The sequence below is a fragment of the Glycocaulis albus genome (genome assembly GCF_014639075.1).
GTDB lineage: Bacteria > Pseudomonadota > Alphaproteobacteria > Caulobacterales > Maricaulaceae > Glycocaulis > Glycocaulis albus.
Window position 1 is genome coordinate 1 of record NZ_BMFS01000015.1, and the last position, 17,084, is coordinate 17,084.

Below are 17,084 nucleotides of genomic sequence, written 5' to 3' on the forward strand. Positions count from 1 at the left end.
AGGCGCCGCCGGCCGGGCGGCAGCCGGCGACGGCGCGGCGCTGGCCGGGGCCGCTGCCGGAGTGGGCTGTGGGGCTGTGGTGCGCTTGCCGAACATGCCTCGCGTGCGTCCCCTAGCCTTTGCGTCCGAAGAGGGATTTCAGGCCGGAGCGCTGCTGGCGCACCGGCGCCGAGCTGCGGCCCGTCAACTGACTGGCCACATGGGCAAATCCGTCAGCGGCCTTCGATTTGGCATCGACCTCAGCGATCATCTGGCCGTTATTGGCGGCAGATCCGAAGAGCGCAGGCTCAAACGGCAGTACCAGAATGGGGGCCGTACCGAGCGCATCAGAGAAGTCCTTGAGCGGAATATCCGGCTTTTTCGGGCAGCCGGCCATGTTGACGATAACCTTTGGCGGTTCGTCATTGGGCCGGTTCTGGCGCACCAGATCGAACAAATTCTTGGCGTTGCGCAGGCACGCCAGATCAGGCGTGACCGTGACGACCACCTGCTCGGCGGACAGGAGTGTCCGGCGCACCCAGGGCGACCAGGCGTGCGGCAGGTCCAGTGCGACATAGGGCGCCTGACGGCGGACCTTTTCAAGCACGATTTCAAAGGCTTCCGGGCCAAAATCCCAGTCGCTTTCGAGTGTGGCCGGCGCGGAAAACAGGCTTAAGCGGTCACCACATTTGACCAGCAGCCGGTCAAGAAGGGCATCGTCCAGCCGGTCGGGATCGGCCAGGGCGTGACCAATGGTCTGGGCCGGGTCCTGGTTGAAGTCGAGACCAGCGGTACCAAAGCTGAGATCGAGATCGACCAGCACCGTGTCCATGTGCTGCAGCTCGCCCATGCACCACGCGATATTGTGCGCGATTGTGGACGACCCGACGCCGCCCTTGGCGCCGATAAAGGCTATCGAACGCCCGGCAAAGGGCGCATCGGGATCGACGAACAGGCCGGAAATGGTGCGGATCAGATGCAGCGGCGTCATGGGCGGAACGAGATATTCGCTCACGCCTCTGCGCATCAGCTCGCGGTAAAGCGCGATATCATTGGCCGCGCCGATAATGATGATGCGGGTATCGCTGTCACACACCGAGGCCAGCTCGTCCAGCTGGGCGAAAAGCTGCGCCCCGCGCATGCCGGTCTCGATAATCAGCAGGTTGGGCGTGGACTCATCGTGGAAACGTTCGATGGCGCCGGCGAGCCCGCCCAGCTCGACATTCACGTGAGCGCGTGCCAGCCGCCGGTCGGCACCGGCATTATGGATCAGCGCGCCGGTTTCCGGCCGCTCGCAGAACGCCTCGATGGAGATGCGCGGTACCGGCTGGATTACGTCGCCGGAGCTGGTGTCAACTTCACCATAAAGACCCGCCGGCACGGCCGACAGTTCGTGGTTGCGCGCATCCGCACGCGCCCGGCCAGGGGCAGGGGCAGGATCGGCCTCGCTGATGAATTCGGGCGCAGCTTTGTTGGCCGCGGCCAGCCTGGCGCCAAAACCTGCCGGCCCGGAGGGCTGGGGCGCCGGTTGCACCGGCTCGTCAAACCCGTCATCAGCACCGCCGACCTCACCGCGCAGGCGCGCTTCTACCGTCGCGGCATCCAGAAACGGGTCAGAGGGCGTGGAAAAATCGTCCTCAAGGAACTCGTCCCCGGCATCAAACCCGTCATCTTCGTATGGTCTGGGCTGTGTCATCTTGTGTGTGGTTCCAGCTGGGCGTTCGGACTATTCGACGGCGCGGCTAACAGTACCGCTTTCGCCTGCACTGCGTTCGCTTGTGGTGGACTGTCCCTGACGCCAGCGATCCAGAACCGTCTGGCGGCGGGCGGCATCAGGATCGTCGAAGGTGCGCGGCGTCACCAGGTCACGCGGATCGGCGACCATGGCAGCGAGATTGTGTTCCGTGGCGCAGCCAAATCCGCCCCAGCGGCTGCCCGGACGGGCGTTGCGCACATCGCGCCAGCGGTTCTCGCACTCCGGCGCCACCGCGCGGTAGCGTGTAAAGGAGAAGATAACAGGCGCCTGTGCATAGCCGCCGGCCTCATAGGCCCCGCCGCCGATCTCGCGCCAGTCCAGCCCGTGGCCGTAGAGCGCGTTGCGAACATCGGCGATGGCCCCCAGTGCCGCATCGGCATTACCCGCGTTCTGGGGGTAGGAGATCACAAAGGGGCCATGGCCGCGGGCCTTGTATTCCCCGGCCAGCGCCTCGATCAGCTCCAGCTGGGCCCAGGTCAGTCCGTTGTCACGCGGATCAACCGGCATCTCGACACGTACCGTTTCGGCGATGGCGCTGGCGCGCGGCATGGCTTCCGGCGCAGAGGCGCAGGCGGTCATCACAAAAGCCGCAGCGAAGGTCAGGCAAAGGGCTCTGATCATCATGGCGCTACTCCACGCTGAAACCGACAGGGCCGGTCCAGCCCTGTCCTTCGACCTGCGCTCCGGGCGCGGCGTAGACACGGTTCAGACGGCCGAGAAAGACATGTGCCGCCGTCGAGGCGGGCTCGAACCCGTCTCCGGGCGAGGCCAGCGCATTCGGGTTCGCCGGATCGACCAGATAGGGCGTGACGACAATAACCAGCTCGGTCTCGCTATTGGCAAAGTCGCGTGAGCGGAAAAGCGCGCCGAGGACCGGCAGGCGCTCCACACCGGGCACACCGTCCATCGCCTGACGGGTCTCTTCCTTGATGAGGCCGGCAATGACCAGACTGCCGCCCGAAGGCAGCTCCACCGTTGTCTCTGCGCGGTTCACGGTCAGTGACGGGATGGTCAGGGCCGGAACACCGCCCACGACATTGCCATCGGCATCCGTCTGGGTACTGCCACCGAGCGTGATCGCTCCCTGATTGGACAGCTCTGAAACCTCGGTGGAAATGCGAAGCGAGATCCGCCCTTCCGAAAGCACCGCCGGTGTGAAGCCAAGGCCAACACCGAACGGCTTGTATTCAATAGTGATATTACCATCCCTGTCGCGCCCGACCGGGACAGGAAACTCTCCGCCCGCCAGGAAGTTTGCCGACTCGCCGGAGATCGCGCTGAGGTTCGGCTCGGCCAGCGTGCGCACCAGGCCGACGCGCTCCAGTGCGGCGAAAGTGGCGCCGAGACGCGTGTCAGGACCCAGCGCATTGAGAAGGTCCAGCCGTCCCGTCAACCCGCCCAGCGCCGCGCCGGCAAGACCGAACGCATTGTCGGTGTCGATACGGTTCACGGTCGGACTGGCCGTATTCAGATTGGCGCTGAGATTGATACCCAGCTGGCGCACCAGCGTGCGCTGCATTTCCACGATCCGCACCCGCAAGAGCACCTGATCGCGCCCCTCGATAGTGAGAAAGCTGATCACCTGATCGGGATCATCTGCCCAGCGGCGCGCGACCTGCAATGCGGTGTCGGCAGCGCTCGCCGACGGCACTGTTCCCGACAGCACGATATTCGCATTCATGGATTCCGCCATGATCCGGCCCTCAGGCACAAAGCGGCGCAACGCATCGCTCAAGCCGTCCATGTCGCGCTCGACACGCACTGCGAGGTCGAGGATAAGCGCGCCGTCTGCGTCAAAGAAAAAGACGTTCGTACGGCCCACACCCTGCCCCAGCAGGACGGCGCGGGTGGGCGTGCGGACAACGGCATCGGCGACAGCAGGACTGGCCACCATCACATCGGCGGCATCCACAGGCAGATGGATCACAGCGGCCTGCCCGAGCGGCAGCGTTATGCGCTCGGAAACCGGACCGTCACCCGGCTCGCGGATCGTCACCTGAAGCGTATTGGTGCGCTCTACGCCCGCACCTTGCGAATACGCCGGGGCACACAGCAATAGCGGCGCAAGGGCCGCCAGCGTGGCAAGAAATCTCGCCGCCATCATTCCCCTCCCCGCGCGCCGAGCGCGACACGCTCCTCGCGCCCGTAGCGGAACACACGCACGACGCGCTCTCCGCTCTCGGTTACTTCGCCCGTTTCGGCAGACGGCTCGTCTGCATCGGAAAGACTGCGCAGCGAGAGCGTGAGTGTGCCGCCCGCTATTGCCTGCGCGGCAACACGTGCCTGCGAGGGCGTCACCTCCAGCGTGGCGGTAGAGCCAACCACCGCGCCCGAGCCGTCCTCGGAGAAGGACTGGTCGATCGCCAGAACGCGGACATTCTCCAGGAGCGTCTGCGCCGAGAAGGTGTTGCGTTCGCCTTGTGTGGTGACAATGAGGTCAACCCGGTCATTGGGCAGGATGAAGCCGCCCGCGCCTGCGCGCGCCGATGTTGGCACCGCGATGGCGCGCATACCCGGCGAAATCACCGCCGCCATGAAGCCGCTTGACCCCGGCGCCACCAGGCGGCGCTCGGTTATCGGCTCACCTTGCGCAATGGCGGCCCGCACAACCGAGCCGGCTAGCCTGCTTACCGCATCGCGGTCCGCTGATTCGCGGATATAGCTGGGCGAGACCGCCTCTTCCGGCCAAGGCTGCCAGTAGAGATCGCCGGGCGCTACACGCTGGCCCATGGCAAGATCGGAGCGGGCGGCGAGCACGCGGACCGAGGGCGCCTCTACAGGCGCTTCGGTTACCGTGCGTTCGATCACGCGCGGCTGCATGGCATTGCGCACAAAGAAGGCCGCAACGATAGCGGCCAGACCGGCAGCGACGAGAATGGCTATACGGGTAGCGTTCATGGCAGCTCGCGGATCCCTCGGCGCGAAAAGGCAGTTGTGCCTGATTTCACCGGCAAAACCTCAAGGCCGCGTTAATAATCGGTGATGCGATGTGTCCCGCGCAGGGAATGTGCCAAATGGGTCACCAGGACGTTAACCGCCCAATGCCGCCATCAGGGGAGAATGGGGAAGCGCCCAGAGCATGCCGCCGGCAATCGCCACGCCGTAAGGCACTGGCGCGCCGTGGGCGAGCGGACTTGCGGCCAGGCGTTCCGGCGGCACGGGCAGGGCAGGTGCAAAGCGGCGTGCCGCAAGCAGGACGGCAGCGAGCGCGCCGCCGCAGATCATCGCCAGCAGGAGGAAGGTGAGCACGGAAGGCCAGCCGAACCAGAGAGCCAGCGCGGCAATCAGCTTGGCATCACCACCGCCGAGCCAGCCGGGCATCCACAGCGCCATCATCAGCGCCAGCACTCCAAGTCCCGTCAGCAGGCTGAGGCCTGTTGCCTGCCAGCCCAGGCCCGACAGAGGAGCATACACCAGCCAGAGGGCGATCAGCGCACCGGGTATCCAGTTGGAAATGGTGAACCGGCGCACATCTTCCAGCGCCGCCAGGAGTGTCAGCAGAACCGCTGCACTTGCACATAGATAGACCAGCATGATGCCCGGCAAACCTCCCGCGTATCGAGGCCGCAGTCGAGCACATCAGGTTTAACATTAGGTGCACGGCCGTCGCCGGAGCGTCACCCCCCCAGAGCGGCACTACCGGCAGAGCAGAAGGGCGAGGACGCCTTTGAAGCGGCAGTTATTCCCGTTACCGTTACCGTTACCGCTGCCATTCCCATTCCCGTTCCCGTTCCCGTTCCCGTTGCCGTTCCCGTTACCAGAGTCATCCCCAGAGGCATCCGAAGAGCCTCCATCATCGCCTGCATCGCTGCCTGAGCCACCGGAACCCGAACCGGGTCCGTTACCCGGTTCATTGCCCGCTTCCTCGCCTTCTGCAGGATTGACGGGTTGGTCTTCCTGCCACTCGCCACTCACGAACCCGACGCGGCGGGGGCGCATGTAGACGGTTTCGTTCAGATTGAACTCGCCAATGCCGCTTCCCGTGATCGGGCTGCTGTAGACATAGCTCGCCTCGACGACGATGACGCCGCCATTGGGTAGGATCACACCGGCAGGCAATGGCGGTAAATCCCCGGCGGCGCGTGGCTCGGTCCCGCTGCCCTGACTCCATTCAAGCGACGGGTTGCCGTTTTCATCGGCACTGAGCGATGTCACGCGAACCACCAGGCTGTTTGCAGAGTATGGCTGCATCACAGCCTGCCCGGCAGCCAGAATGTCGCCCAGCGCCACATCATCCACGACATCGGACCGGGCTACCAGATCGGCGATTGTGCTCGCCGCCGCTGTCAGCTTGCGGTCGGCGGACAGGCCGAGGGTCAGCTGCACGATCCCCACATAAAGGCTGATCAGCAGTGGAGCCAACAGCGCGAACTCCACCGCCGAAACGCCCCGGCGATCGGACGCCAGCCTGGCTAGGGATTTGAAATGGCTCATTGCAACGCCTCCTGGAACGGTTCGTTGCGGAACGCGGCTGTCGCTGTCAGCAAGCGGCGATTGCCCGCCATGTTGGCCAGGCCAAGGCCGAGATTGGGCATTATGAGGGGCCAGTCATAATAGGCGCGCACGAGGACGATCTCGCCCGGATCGCCGGGCAGGAAGCTGATCGCGCCGGCATCCACCATCCCGTTCTCGTCAACCGGCAGCGAGGTCGCACCGCCAAAGCTTTCCAGCGTCCGGACATCGATACGCAGACGTTCGCAGCGCAACAGGCCCGCAGACCGGCTGCAGACGGAATCCCTGAAAGCCTCTGACGAACCGCCCGCCAGCTGAAGCTGACCCGTGCGGATCTCCCGCGCGGACTGGGACAGGCCGTGCTCCATCATGATGCCGGCAAAGAAGACAAGCGCAGTTTCAAGTATGGCGCCAAGGAGCACCACGAAAGGCAGTGCCACGAGGGCGAACTCGACAGCCGTCGCACCTTTCTTGTCATCTGCCATGCGCCTGGCGAGGCGCTTTACCGGGCTCTTCAGCAACACGGCGTGATCTCCCCGCGAGAATTACCTGCGGGCAGTATCGCGCGGCGCGCTTAATTCGCCGTGAAAAAAACTGGTTAAGAGGGCGTATATTTGCCTAACGTCCGCCACCGGCTGACGTGCGGTTGGCCTGCTGGCCGGACACCCCGGAGAACCAGTCCGACGCATCCCCGATCAGGGGCACACTCTGGCACTCGGGCGCACAGACATAGCTGTGGCGTTCGGTGTTGCGGAACACCTGGACGGTGCCCCGCCCTGACTGCGTCACAACCAGATCGGACGTGTAGAGCACCCGTCCATTGTCATCGAGCGCGATCATGTTGGTACGCCCGTACACCCTTCCGGTGACGAATATCGTGCGCGCATCGTAAAGCGTCGCATCGGCTATGTTCGGATTACCGATAATGATGGCAGCGGCATCGCCGGGAAGCCGGATCAGGGCCGCATGGTCGGCTGGCACCTCAAATCCGCGCGACTGGCCTTGTGCCACGGCAGTGCACGCCAGTGCGAGAAGGCCCGCAAGAAAGAGCTGAACAGGCTTCATGGCCATTATCCCGGTGCAAATCTGGGCCAAGCATCGTTGCGGGCGATGAAGGAAGTCTAAACGCCGGCCTCATCGAGCAGGCGGAATACCTGCTCGCAGGCCAGAAGATCGCGCCGGAGACTGGCCGCTGCCGCGGCGGCCTCGCCATCTTCGCCCCAACGCTCCGCCTGGTAGTCTTCATCGAGCCGGGAGAGGGTGAAAGCCGTTTCGCCATCAATCTCCGCTTCCAGCAGAGCAAAGCCCAGCACGGCCGAGCCCAGTAGCGGTACAGCGCTGGTAAGTGCGGTCAGCCGCCAATTGTCCAGCGCGCCCGCACGGGCCCGCAGGGCCTCCAGAGAGGCCTCCGGCTGCTCCAGAGCCAGCACCGTCGCCGCGCTCTTCAGCGGGGCATCCAGCGCCGCCCCGGACCATTCCAGCAACGGGTCCCAACGCCCGGCCTGACGCGCTGCCAGCGCCGGATCGTCGCTGCGATGAGACAAGAGATCAGTGCCCGCGAACCGGACGATCTCGTCCGCTGCTGCTTCCCGCGCCCCTTCAATCCTGTCGATGGCGACATGGGCCAGCCGGGTCAACGGCATGGTGAATGGGTCGATTTGCTTTACCTGCGCATCCCATTCGGCCGCCATCGCCGCGGCTAGCGCCTCGCACGGGGCGGCCAGCACATGGCGTTCCGGCGTCTTTACCGGGCGGCCATCGAGGAACACGCCCCAGCCGCCGTCTGCCGGGGCCGCACTGGCCTCTGAATAGAAGCGCTTGGGCAAGGGCCGGTTCTCCGCCCTCGCCTTCGACATGCTCATCGTGACACCTCCTGCGCGCCGGGCACAAACCGGCTCAATGCGGTATTGAGCGTGTCGTAGCTGTCGTGAATCTCATGGGCACCGCCAGAGGCAATCTCATCTGCAGTGTGAAAGCCCCAGCTTACACCATAGGCACGCGTGCCTGCCGAGCGGGCCATCAACATGTCAAAGCTGGTATCGCCGATAACCACCGTCTCCTCGGGTCGGACGCCGGTCTCAGCCATGGCATCGAGCACCATGCGCGGATGGGGTTTGCCGACACCGTGATCGACGGTCTGCAGGGTCTGGAAATAGCGATGCAAGCCATGATGGCCGAAGACGATATCCAGCCCTCTGCGGGCCTTGCCGGTGGCCACGCCGAGAAGCCAGCCTTCGTCACTCAGCCGGACCAGTGTATCGAGGGCGCCCTCGTAGAGCGGCTCCTCGAAGGCGGGGTCGGCGCGCTGTTCTACGAAGGCTTCCTTGTAGTAATTGCACAGCAGCATGAGCCTCTCGCCGCCGATATCGGGCGGAGCGAGGCGGGCAATGGCTTCAGACAGTTCCAGGCCGACAATAGTGCGCACCCGGTCATAGGGCATTTCGCCGAGACCTGCCCGCATGAAGGCGCGGTCCATCGCCCGGTGGATGATCTCCCGGCTGTCGATGAGCGTGCCATCGACATCGAACACGGCCAGCTTCAAGCCGCTCATTCGGGCACGACATCGAACGGCGCGGTCAACCGATGCTCGCCTTCAAGAATTGGTTCGGTTCCATGCCACATATAGGATGGGAACAATACCACCAGTCCGGGCGAAGGCCGCACCCAGTGTTCAGCTGGCGCCGGCTGTGCGGTCTTGAAGGACGGCTCCCCGAACTTGATGCATCCCTCCGTGCGATCACCGCGGACCGTCTCGTGCGGAACGTCAACGTAGTAGGCTGAACTGATCCAGCCCGCCGGGTGAAAGTGATTCACGTGGCGGCCACCACCGGACAGCCGCACAGACCAACATCCTGACAAACGGAAATTTCCTGTATTGCGGCAGGTTAATTCGTGGTCACTGTCACGCCCGATCTCTTCCAAGTATCGCGAGATCGGCCCTTGTAGTGCCTTGAGATAGGCTCGAACTGCTGGCGAGGGATCGCACAGAAGGCTTCGTGGTGTCTGGATACCGTTGCGAAGTGACTGGTTAAAGGGGCTGCCTGCGAGAACATGGCGCTCCTCAAGCACTTTTTTCAAAGCTGAATTAAGACTTTCACCGTCCGGGTAATCGTCAGAGCCTGGCAGGCGGTAAGCTTTCACGAACCGGTCATAGTCGTAGAGTTCGCGATAACGTGGATCACCAGTCAGACGCCACAGGGTTGCCTGATAGGCCAGCCAGCCCTGGTCCAGCGGATAGCGCGAGCGGAATTTCGAAATCAGCTTGTCCGCTTCTTCGTAGCTGCCGGTCATCAGGAGTGATATGACAAGGTTCGTGGCGCAACCGCTGTCATGGGGCCGGGCAGCAAAATCGATCCGGGCAAACTCCAGCGACTTCTCGCCCTCGCCGATGGCCTGAAGCACGATGGCCCGCAGCCCGGCAATCTGGGGACTCTCCAACGCCGCTTGCGGGAGCTGCTCCAGCAGTGCAAGTGCATCCGCGTGACGATCGATCTGATATAGACAGTCTGCAGCAACAGCCACAAATGCCGGATTACCCTGGCCCGCCACGGAGTCAATCAGAGCGTCAAATGCCTGCGCCTGACCGGCTGTCCACAATGCCTGTGCTAGGTCTCGAAAAGCGGTGGTACTGGCCTGACGCGACCAGAGATCCTGAAACAGCTGAACAGCATCACCGGGCTTGCCCGAAAGAAAAGTAGCGCGAGCGTAAGCTGATTGCACCAAAACATGGCCGCGCAGTGATACAGGCTGCCGGTCAAGCAGCGTGTCAAGCTCGTCCGCCCGGTCCATTAGCGCCAGCGCATCAATCCGTCCTGCCAGGCATGATGCAGGATCGCCGCCAAGATCAGCTGCCCTCTCGAATGCCGATGCTGCTTGCGCGTGCATGCCGGCCGCATTGTACGCCCTAGCCGCCACAATCCAGCTACTGGAACGGGACGCGCCGGCTCCCCCGGTCAGCGCCTTGGCGGTACGCTCTGCCGCATTATGGTCTCCGCTCGCACTGAGCGCGCGAACGAGCCCCTCCGTATATACCGGCTCGGCGGGACGTGCCTTGGCGGCCTCTTTCCAAGCATCAGCAGCTTCTGCTGATCGCCCTGCAGCAAGCAGGCAACCCGCGTAATTATTGAGATACTCGTGATTGCCCGGATCAAGGCGCAGCGAGTGACGCATCCAGCCCAGAGCGCCGTCAATATCACCGAGGCGCCGCGAGATGAGTCCCTGCAAATGAGCGGAGTGGGCAGTTTCAGGGTTCGCCGCCCGATAGTTGTTCATCATGCTTTGGGCGGCCGCATAGTTGCGGGCCGTATATGCAGCAAAAATGGTCTGCAGCGTTACGCTCATCCCAGCTGCGCCTCTATCGCGCGCATCTCCATGTCTGGGTCAAAGCCCAGCGCCTCGAACGTGTCGGCCATGTGTTTTGACAATGGCGCTTCCAGCACCAGCGGCTTCTTGCCTTCCCGGGGAATAACCAGCTTGCGGGCATGCAGGTGCAGCTTTTGTGACACGCCGCCCAGCGGCGGCACGTCGCAAGTGTATTTGCCATCGCCCTGAATCGCGTGCCCGGCGGCCGCCAGGTGCACCCGCAGCTGGTGGGTGCGTCCTGTCTCGGGGCGCAGCACGACCCAGCTCGCCCGCCGGCCAGCCTCGTCTGCCGTGGCATAACGGGTCAGCGCGTATTGCGCGCCCTCCTCGCCATGGCGCGCGGCCACCATCAGTTCGCGATCGCCTTGCGTGGACACCGTCTTCTTCATGTAGCCGGTTATCTCGCCCGCGCGCGGCACCATGATGCCCAGCGCAATCGCCCAGTAGGTCTTTTCCAGATCCCGTCCCTTGAAAAGAGATGCGAGCCAGGCCGCATTCGATGCACCTTTTGCCACCACGATGACACCGGACGTGTCCTTGTCGAGACGGTGGACAAGACGCGGGCGCTTCTCGCCCGTGCCGAACGCATCCAGCAGTCCGTCGAGATGACGCGTCACTTTCGAGCCGCCTTGAACAGGCAGGCCGGGCGGCTTGTTGAGCGCGATCAGCGTATCATCCTCGTAAAGCACCATGGAACGGGCGAACGCCTTGTCCTCGGCGCTGATGGTCTTGGGCGGCGGTGCCTCGCCCGGCTCCGGCAAGGGAGGAATTCGGATTTCCTGACCGGGCTCCAGCCGGTGATTGCCCTTTACCCGTCCGCCATCGACACGCACCTGCCCGGTACGCAGCAGTTTTTCCAGCGCGCCATGGGTGACATGCGGGAAGTGACGCCTGAACCAGCGATCGAGCCGGATGTCGGCCTCGTCCGGGGCCACGGTGCGGGTTTCTACCTTGCTCATGCCATCACCGTACGTATCAGGAACAGCCCGGCGAACACCGCCAGAACGGACACAATCACCGTGCCCCCGCCATAAGCCAGGGCGGTGAGAAACTCGCGCCTCTCGATCATCAGGACAATATCGAGGGCAAACGCGCTCATCGTCGTGAAGGCGCCCAGAAAGCCGATACCAACGGCGAACCGTATCTCTGTCGCCTCAGGCCGCCCGGCAAGCGCCAGCCAGCCGACGAGCAGGCCAATGGCAAATGAGCCGAGCACGTTGACCGCCAATATGCCCCAAGGAAGCTCAGGGCCGATCCAGCGCAAGGAAGCCTGGTTGACGCCATGGCGCGCCACCGCGCCCAGCGCTCCGCCAATCGCTATCAGGAAGAGGTGCTGCATGGCTGCATGGGTTAGGCCTGCAGCCTCGCGCTGGCAAGGCCGCGCGACACGGCCCTGCCCTTTTTGCGGCTTGCTGTACGCGGATCAGGCCGGTTCAGCAGGTTTGACGCCGCGGATCACAAACCACAGCATGAGCACCATGCCTGCCACCACTAGCGCGCTGGCAATGCCGAGGATCGGGCCGATCTGGTCTTCGGGCATCATCGCGCCGTAGAGCATGTAGAGGCCGATCACCATGATGATAGTGCCGATATGGTGCACGCCGAACTGGATCAGCGCCAGCAGTCCCTGTTTCAGCTCCCAGAGCCGATAAAAGACCGCATAGAGCGCCGACACCACAAAGCCGACAAGCATCGCATGAGCATGCGTGACGTGCTGTGTGTGATCACCTGATTCGGCCATGACCATGCCGAGCGCCATGCCCGCCAATGCATAGAAAAGACCAATAACGATATGGAGTTTTTCGACTTTCATTTCCCTGTCCTCCCCAATGAAATTGAAAGCGGACGCAGGATTACATAAGGGAAATGTACTGCAAGGGCCTTCGCCTTTGCGAACACCTCCTAGCCCCGCCGTTTGTCCCGCAAGGCCCGCCAGCGCTCGAGCCGTTCGGCTATCGCCGCTTCACGCCCTGAATCCTTCGGCTCATAGAGGCGTGGCCGGTCTTTCATCGCGTCGGGAAAATAGTCCTGGCCTGACATCCCGCCCGGAGCATCATGATCGTATTCATACCCCTTGCCATAGCCCTGCTCCTTCATCAGGCGGGTCGGCGCATTGAGGATATGGGCGGGAGGCATGAGCGATCCGGTCTGACCCGCCAGACGCTGGGCGGCCTTCCACGCGGTGTAGACCGCATTGGATTTGGGCGCGCAGGCGAGATGGACGACAGCCTGGGCAAGGGCCAGCTCGCCTTCGGGGCTGCCCAGGAAGTCATAGGTTTCCTTGGCAGCGAGCGCGGCGTGGATCGCCGTCGGATCAGCAAGGCCGATATCCTCATTAGCCATGCGCACGATGCGCCGGGCCAGAAAGAGCGGGTCCTCGCCGGCGCCCAGCATGCGCGCCAGCCAGTAGAGCGCAGCATCCGGATCAGACCCGCGCACCGATTTGTGAAGCGCGGAAATGAGATTGTAATGCTCCTCGCGGTCCTTGTCATAGACCGGCGCGCGGCGCTGCAGGAACCGGCCGAGCTCTGCTGTTGAAAGCGGTGTTTCGGCCTCCAGCCGCAGCACTTCCTCGGCGAGGTTCAAAAGATAACGCCCGTCCCCGTCCGCCATCGCGATCAGCGCGTCGCGTGCTTCGGGCGTGAGCGGCAGCTTGCGCCCCTCCGCTGTCTCAGCCCGCTCCAGCAGTAATTCCAGTGCGGCCGCGTCGAGGCGTTTGAGCACCAGAACCTGACAGCGCGAGAGCAGCGCCGCATTCAGCTCGAAGCTCGGGTTCTCCGTGGTAGCGCCGACAAGGGTGATAACCCCTTCCTCCACTACCGGCAGAAAGCCATCCTGCTGGGCGCGGTTAAAGCGGTGTATCTCGTCCACGAACAGCAAGGTGCCCTTGCCCGCCGCGCGGCGGCCGCGTGCCTGTTCGAAGGCCTTCTTCAGGTCGGCAACGCCGGAGAAGACCGCCGAGAGCGGATGAAACTCCAGCCCGGAGGCATCGGCCAGCAGGCGGGCGATCGTTGTCTTGCCGACGCCCGGCGGCCCCCAGAGGATGATGGAGGACAGCCTGCCCTGCGCCAGCATCCGGCCCAGCGGGCTGTCCGCGCCCAGCACATGACCCTGCCCGACCACTTCATCCAGCGTTTGCGGGCGCAAACGGTCGGCAAGAGGACGCGGGGCGTCACTCTCCAGTCCGGCACTCTGGAACAGGTCTGTCATGCCGGGCACCATGCCCGCTGCGGGCCCGGTCTTCTAGAGCCGGAGTGTACGTGCAAACCGCTCGCCGCGCCGCTCGATCTCGACTGGCCATTCGCGGGCATCATCGTTGCGTGCGAGTTCACGCTCGATCTCGCGCAGGCTGCGTACGGCGCGCTGATTGACGCTGAGAATCCGATCACCGGGGCGGAAGCCGAAATACTCTGCTGCGGAACGCCGCTGGATACGCGTGACAATCAGCCCGTCCGTAAACGGGTCCAGCCCGTTGGCTTCGTTGAAAGCGGGTGACAGCTCCACCAGCTCGGCGCCCTGGAACGGATTGCGGCCATTCAAGACAACCCGCTCGCCTTCCCGGTCGCCGGGCGGGGCGGCTGCCGTCACGGTCAGGTTACGCTCCTCGCCATTGCGCATGATGCGCAGCGCCGCCTCGTCACCAATGGCCCGCGTGGCAAACCGGAAGCGAACAGCCGCCTCGTTGTTCACCTCCGTACCGTCCACAGACAGGATCACATCACCCTGCCGCAGCCGGGCCTGATCGGCGGGCCCGCCCGGATATACCTCTGCCACCAACGCCCCGCGCGGACGGTCAAAACCCATTGAAAGCGCTATGTCGCTGGTGACCGGCTGCAGGCGCGCGCCCAGCCAGGGCCGCACCAGCTCACCGCCTTCTGTGGCGGCCTGAACCACACTCCTGACCATCTCGGCCGGAATGGCAAAACCAATGCCCTGCGAACCGCCCGAACGCGAGAAGATCGCCGTGTTAATGCCCAAAAGCTCGCCATTCATGTTGACGAGAGCACCCCCGGAATTGCCCGGATTGATGGCCGCGTCCGTCTGGATGAAGAAGGCATAGTCGGTAATGCCGACATCGGTGCGCGCCAGCGCCGACACAATGCCGGATGTCACGGTCTGGCCCACGCCGAACGGATTGCCGATGGCCAGCACCAGATCGCCCACCTCCGCCGAGCCGGAGAGATCAAAGGGCAGGACAGGCAGAGGTTCATCGGCAACCACACGCAGAACCGCCAGGTCCGTGCGCTCGTCGGCGAGCAGGATTTCTGCCTCCAGCTCTCGCCGGTCATAAAGCACCACGCGCAATTCCTGCGCGCCGGCCACGACGTGATTATTGGTGACTATCAGACCGGCGCCGTCCACGATCACGCCAGAGCCCAGCGACTGGACCTCGCGCTGACGCGGGCCCTGCCGGCCGAAGAAGCGTTCGAACATGGGGTCGCCCGCAAACGGGTTCCGGTCGGCCACCACCCGGCGGGAATATACATTGACCACCGCAGGCGCCGCATCGCGCACGACCGGAGCGAAGGAGAGCTGCATGTCGCTCCGGGACCGGGGCAGTCCGCGTTCCGGGCTGCCGGCACCGGCCAGCGTCTCTTCCTGGCCATTGGCTGAATTGACGGCCATGGCCGACAGGCCAAGCCCTGCGATCAGCGCCACACAAATGGCTGGCAGTTTCCAGTTCATCAATGTGTGCTCCCTCATATCGTTACAGCTGTCCGATTTAAGGTGCTGGAAGCCGTCTGAACAGAGGCTGAAGGTTACAAGTGCGGTAAGGGGAAGCTTCAAGGGCTTGAATGGCCCGGCGCGCAGCGCCGCAAGCGCGAACGCCCGCCCGAGCTTATGCGAGGAGCGACGCACGGATGTGCGGAGCATCAGAAAAGGATCCCGACTATCGTCGGGAACACGCGGGGTGAATACTGGCCCGGAACAGAAAAACCCCGGTGTTTCCACCGGGGCTTTTCACGGTCTGGTATGGCGCGGAGCCTATTCCTCGCCAGCAAACTCTTCGGCGCGGGCGCGGTCGACAGCGCCCTTGGCGTCCACGTCCCGGTCAACCAGCTCGATAACGGCCATCGGCGCGTTGTCGCCGTGACGGAAGCCGGCCTTGAGCACGCGGGTGTAGCCGCCATTGCGCTCGCCATAGCGCGGACCGAGCGTCGCAAACAGCTTGGACACCTGGTCCTTGTTGCGGATCTGCGCGATCGCCTGACGGCGGGCGTGCAGATCGCCCTTTTTGGCCAGCGTGATGAGCTTGTCCATGATCGGCTTCAGCTCTTTGGCCTTGGGCAGTGTTGTAACAATCTGCTCGTGCTCGATCAGCGAGGCCGCCATATTGGCGAACATGGCGCGCCGGTGGGACGCGGTGCGGTTGAGCTTGCGATATCCATTCCCGTGACGCATGGGATGTCTCCTTCACTCCGGGCAAGGCGCCTCGCGGCGGCCTGCCTAGATCTGATCCTCGAATTTCTTAGCCAGGTCCTCGATATTCTCGGGCGGCCAGTTGGGCGCCTCCATACCGAGGTGCAGCCCCATCTGGGCGAGCACTTCCTTGATCTCATTGAGCGACTTGCGGCCAAAGTTCGGAGTGCGGAGCATTTCCGATTCCGACTTCTGGATAAGGTCGCCAATGTAGACGATATTGTCGTTCTTCAGGCAGTTTGCCGAACGCACAGACAGTTCCAGCTCATCCACCTTCTTAAGCAGGGCCGGGTTGAAGTCGAGCGAGGGCGCATCGTCTTCCGGGCCGCGAGCCTCTGAAGGCTCTTCGAAGTTCACGAAGATCTGGAACTGGTCCTGCAGGATGCGCGCGGCATAGGCCACTGCATCCTCCGGCGTCACAGCGCCATTGGTCTCGATGTCGAGAATGAGCTTGTCATAATCCAGCACCTGGCCTTCGCGCGTGTTTTCCACGCGGTAGGCCACGCGCTTGACCGGGCTGTAGAGCGCATCGATGGCGATATAGCCGATGGGCGCATCTTCGGGACGGTTACGCTCGGCCGGGACATAGCCCTTGCCGGTGTTGACCGTCAGCACGAAGCGAAGGCTCGCGCCTTCGTCCAGCGTGCAGATGACGTGATCGCGGTTAATGACCTCGATATCAGCCGTTTCCTCAATATCGCCAGCCGTAACCTCGCCGGGGCCGCTCTTGCGCAGCACCACGCGGCGCGGACCTTCACCGTGCATGCGCAGCGCAACCTGTTTCAGGTTGAGCACGATGTCGGTAACGTCTTCACGCACGCCGGGGATGGACGAGAATTCGTGCAGCACGCCGTCGATCTGGACAGCGGTCACCGCCGCGCCCTGGAGCGAGGACAGCAACACGCGGCGCAGCGCATTGCCGAGCGTCATCCCGAAACCGCGCTCGAGCGGTTCGGCAACGATCTTGGCGTTGCGTGCAGCATCATGACCCGCCTGAACGACGGGCTTCATCGGACGGATTAGTTCCTGCCAGTTCTTCTCGATCACGGAACGTCCCTTCAAGCGAAAGGCGCGCCCGGTATCAGACCGATTGCCTGATGCCAGCGCGCGACAC

Annotated in this window: 18 protein-coding genes; all 18 read right to left on the reverse strand. The window is 63.7% G+C overall.

What is annotated here, in order from left to right; genetic code table 11:
- Positions 1-112: 112 nt before the first annotated feature.
- The 18 genes from IEV75_RS12785 to IEV75_RS12870 all read right to left on the reverse strand — a co-directional run bounded on the left by IEV75_RS12785 (position 113) and on the right by IEV75_RS12870 (position 17,017).
- Complete coding sequence (locus tag IEV75_RS12785; protein ID WP_188452972.1) at positions 113-1,675, reverse strand: AAA family ATPase; 1,563 nt, start codon at positions 1,673-1,675, stop codon at positions 113-115.
- A gap of 30 nt (positions 1,676-1,705) precedes the next feature.
- Complete coding sequence (locus IEV75_RS12790; protein ID WP_188452973.1) at positions 1,706-2,359, reverse strand: CpaD family pilus assembly protein; 654 nt, start codon at positions 2,357-2,359, stop codon at positions 1,706-1,708.
- 4 nt (positions 2,360-2,363) lie between these two features.
- Positions 2,364-3,836: a type II and III secretion system protein family protein gene (locus IEV75_RS12795; protein ID WP_217979600.1), complete on the reverse strand. Its 1,473-nt coding sequence runs from the start codon at positions 3,834-3,836 to the stop codon at positions 2,364-2,366.
- A complete protein-coding gene (cpaB, locus tag IEV75_RS12800; RefSeq protein WP_188452975.1) occupies positions 3,836-4,633 on the reverse strand; it encodes a Flp pilus assembly protein CpaB in 798 nt (265 codons plus the stop codon). Before cpaB ends, IEV75_RS12795 begins: the two co-directional genes overlap by 1 nt.
- A gap of 132 nt (positions 4,634-4,765) precedes the next feature.
- Positions 4,766-5,269 (reverse strand): A24 family peptidase, encoded by a 504-nt coding sequence (locus IEV75_RS12805; RefSeq protein ID WP_188452976.1) that lies wholly within the window; start codon positions 5,267-5,269, stop codon positions 4,766-4,768.
- 102 nt (positions 5,270-5,371) lie between these two features.
- Positions 5,372-6,169 (reverse strand): TadE/TadG family type IV pilus assembly protein, encoded by a 798-nt coding sequence (locus IEV75_RS12810; RefSeq protein ID WP_188452977.1) that lies wholly within the window; start codon positions 6,167-6,169, stop codon positions 5,372-5,374.
- On the reverse strand, positions 6,166-6,711 hold the full coding sequence (locus tag IEV75_RS12815) for a TadE/TadG family type IV pilus assembly protein (RefSeq protein ID WP_188452978.1): 546 nt from the start codon (positions 6,709-6,711) through the stop codon (positions 6,166-6,168). Before IEV75_RS12815 ends, IEV75_RS12810 begins: the two co-directional genes overlap by 4 nt.
- A gap of 94 nt (positions 6,712-6,805) precedes the next feature.
- A complete protein-coding gene (locus tag IEV75_RS12820) occupies positions 6,806-7,252 on the reverse strand; it encodes a pilus assembly protein N-terminal domain-containing protein (protein WP_188452979.1) in 447 nt (148 codons plus the stop codon).
- Positions 7,253-7,308: 56 nt separating this feature from the next.
- Complete coding sequence (locus IEV75_RS12825; protein ID WP_188452980.1) at positions 7,309-8,049, reverse strand: ATP12 family chaperone protein; 741 nt, start codon at positions 8,047-8,049, stop codon at positions 7,309-7,311.
- Positions 8,046-8,738, reverse strand: coding sequence for an HAD-IA family hydrolase (locus IEV75_RS12830; RefSeq protein ID WP_188452981.1), 693 nt, complete (start codon positions 8,736-8,738; stop codon positions 8,046-8,048). The genes IEV75_RS12825 and IEV75_RS12830 overlap by 4 nt, the downstream gene beginning before the upstream one ends.
- Positions 8,735-10,528 (reverse strand): putative 2OG-Fe(II) oxygenase, encoded by a 1,794-nt coding sequence (locus IEV75_RS12835; protein WP_188452982.1) that lies wholly within the window; start codon positions 10,526-10,528, stop codon positions 8,735-8,737. Before IEV75_RS12835 ends, IEV75_RS12830 begins: the two co-directional genes overlap by 4 nt.
- Positions 10,525-11,508, reverse strand: a complete 984-nt coding sequence (locus tag IEV75_RS12840) for an RluA family pseudouridine synthase (protein WP_188452983.1) — start codon at positions 11,506-11,508, stop codon at positions 10,525-10,527. Before IEV75_RS12840 ends, IEV75_RS12835 begins: the two co-directional genes overlap by 4 nt.
- Positions 11,505-11,888, reverse strand: coding sequence for a fluoride efflux transporter FluC (locus IEV75_RS12845; protein ID WP_188452984.1), 384 nt, complete (start codon positions 11,886-11,888; stop codon positions 11,505-11,507). The genes IEV75_RS12840 and IEV75_RS12845 overlap by 4 nt, the downstream gene beginning before the upstream one ends.
- 84 nt (positions 11,889-11,972) lie before the next feature.
- Complete coding sequence (locus IEV75_RS12850) at positions 11,973-12,362, reverse strand: TonB-dependent receptor (protein WP_188452985.1); 390 nt, start codon at positions 12,360-12,362, stop codon at positions 11,973-11,975.
- 89 nt (positions 12,363-12,451) lie between these two features.
- A complete protein-coding gene (locus IEV75_RS12855) occupies positions 12,452-13,759 on the reverse strand; it encodes a replication-associated recombination protein A (RefSeq protein WP_188452986.1) in 1,308 nt (435 codons plus the stop codon).
- Between the two features lie 33 nt (positions 13,760-13,792).
- On the reverse strand, positions 13,793-15,235 hold the full coding sequence (locus IEV75_RS12860) for a DegQ family serine endoprotease (protein ID WP_233351865.1): 1,443 nt from the start codon (positions 15,233-15,235) through the stop codon (positions 13,793-13,795).
- A gap of 300 nt (positions 15,236-15,535) precedes the next feature.
- Positions 15,536-15,952: a 50S ribosomal protein L17 gene (rplQ, locus tag IEV75_RS12865; RefSeq protein ID WP_127565818.1), complete on the reverse strand. Its 417-nt coding sequence runs from the start codon at positions 15,950-15,952 to the stop codon at positions 15,536-15,538.
- A 45-nt stretch (positions 15,953-15,997) separates the two neighbouring features.
- Positions 15,998-17,017, reverse strand: coding sequence for a DNA-directed RNA polymerase subunit alpha (locus IEV75_RS12870; protein WP_127569311.1), 1,020 nt, complete (start codon positions 17,015-17,017; stop codon positions 15,998-16,000).
- Positions 17,018-17,084 lie beyond the last annotated feature (67 nt).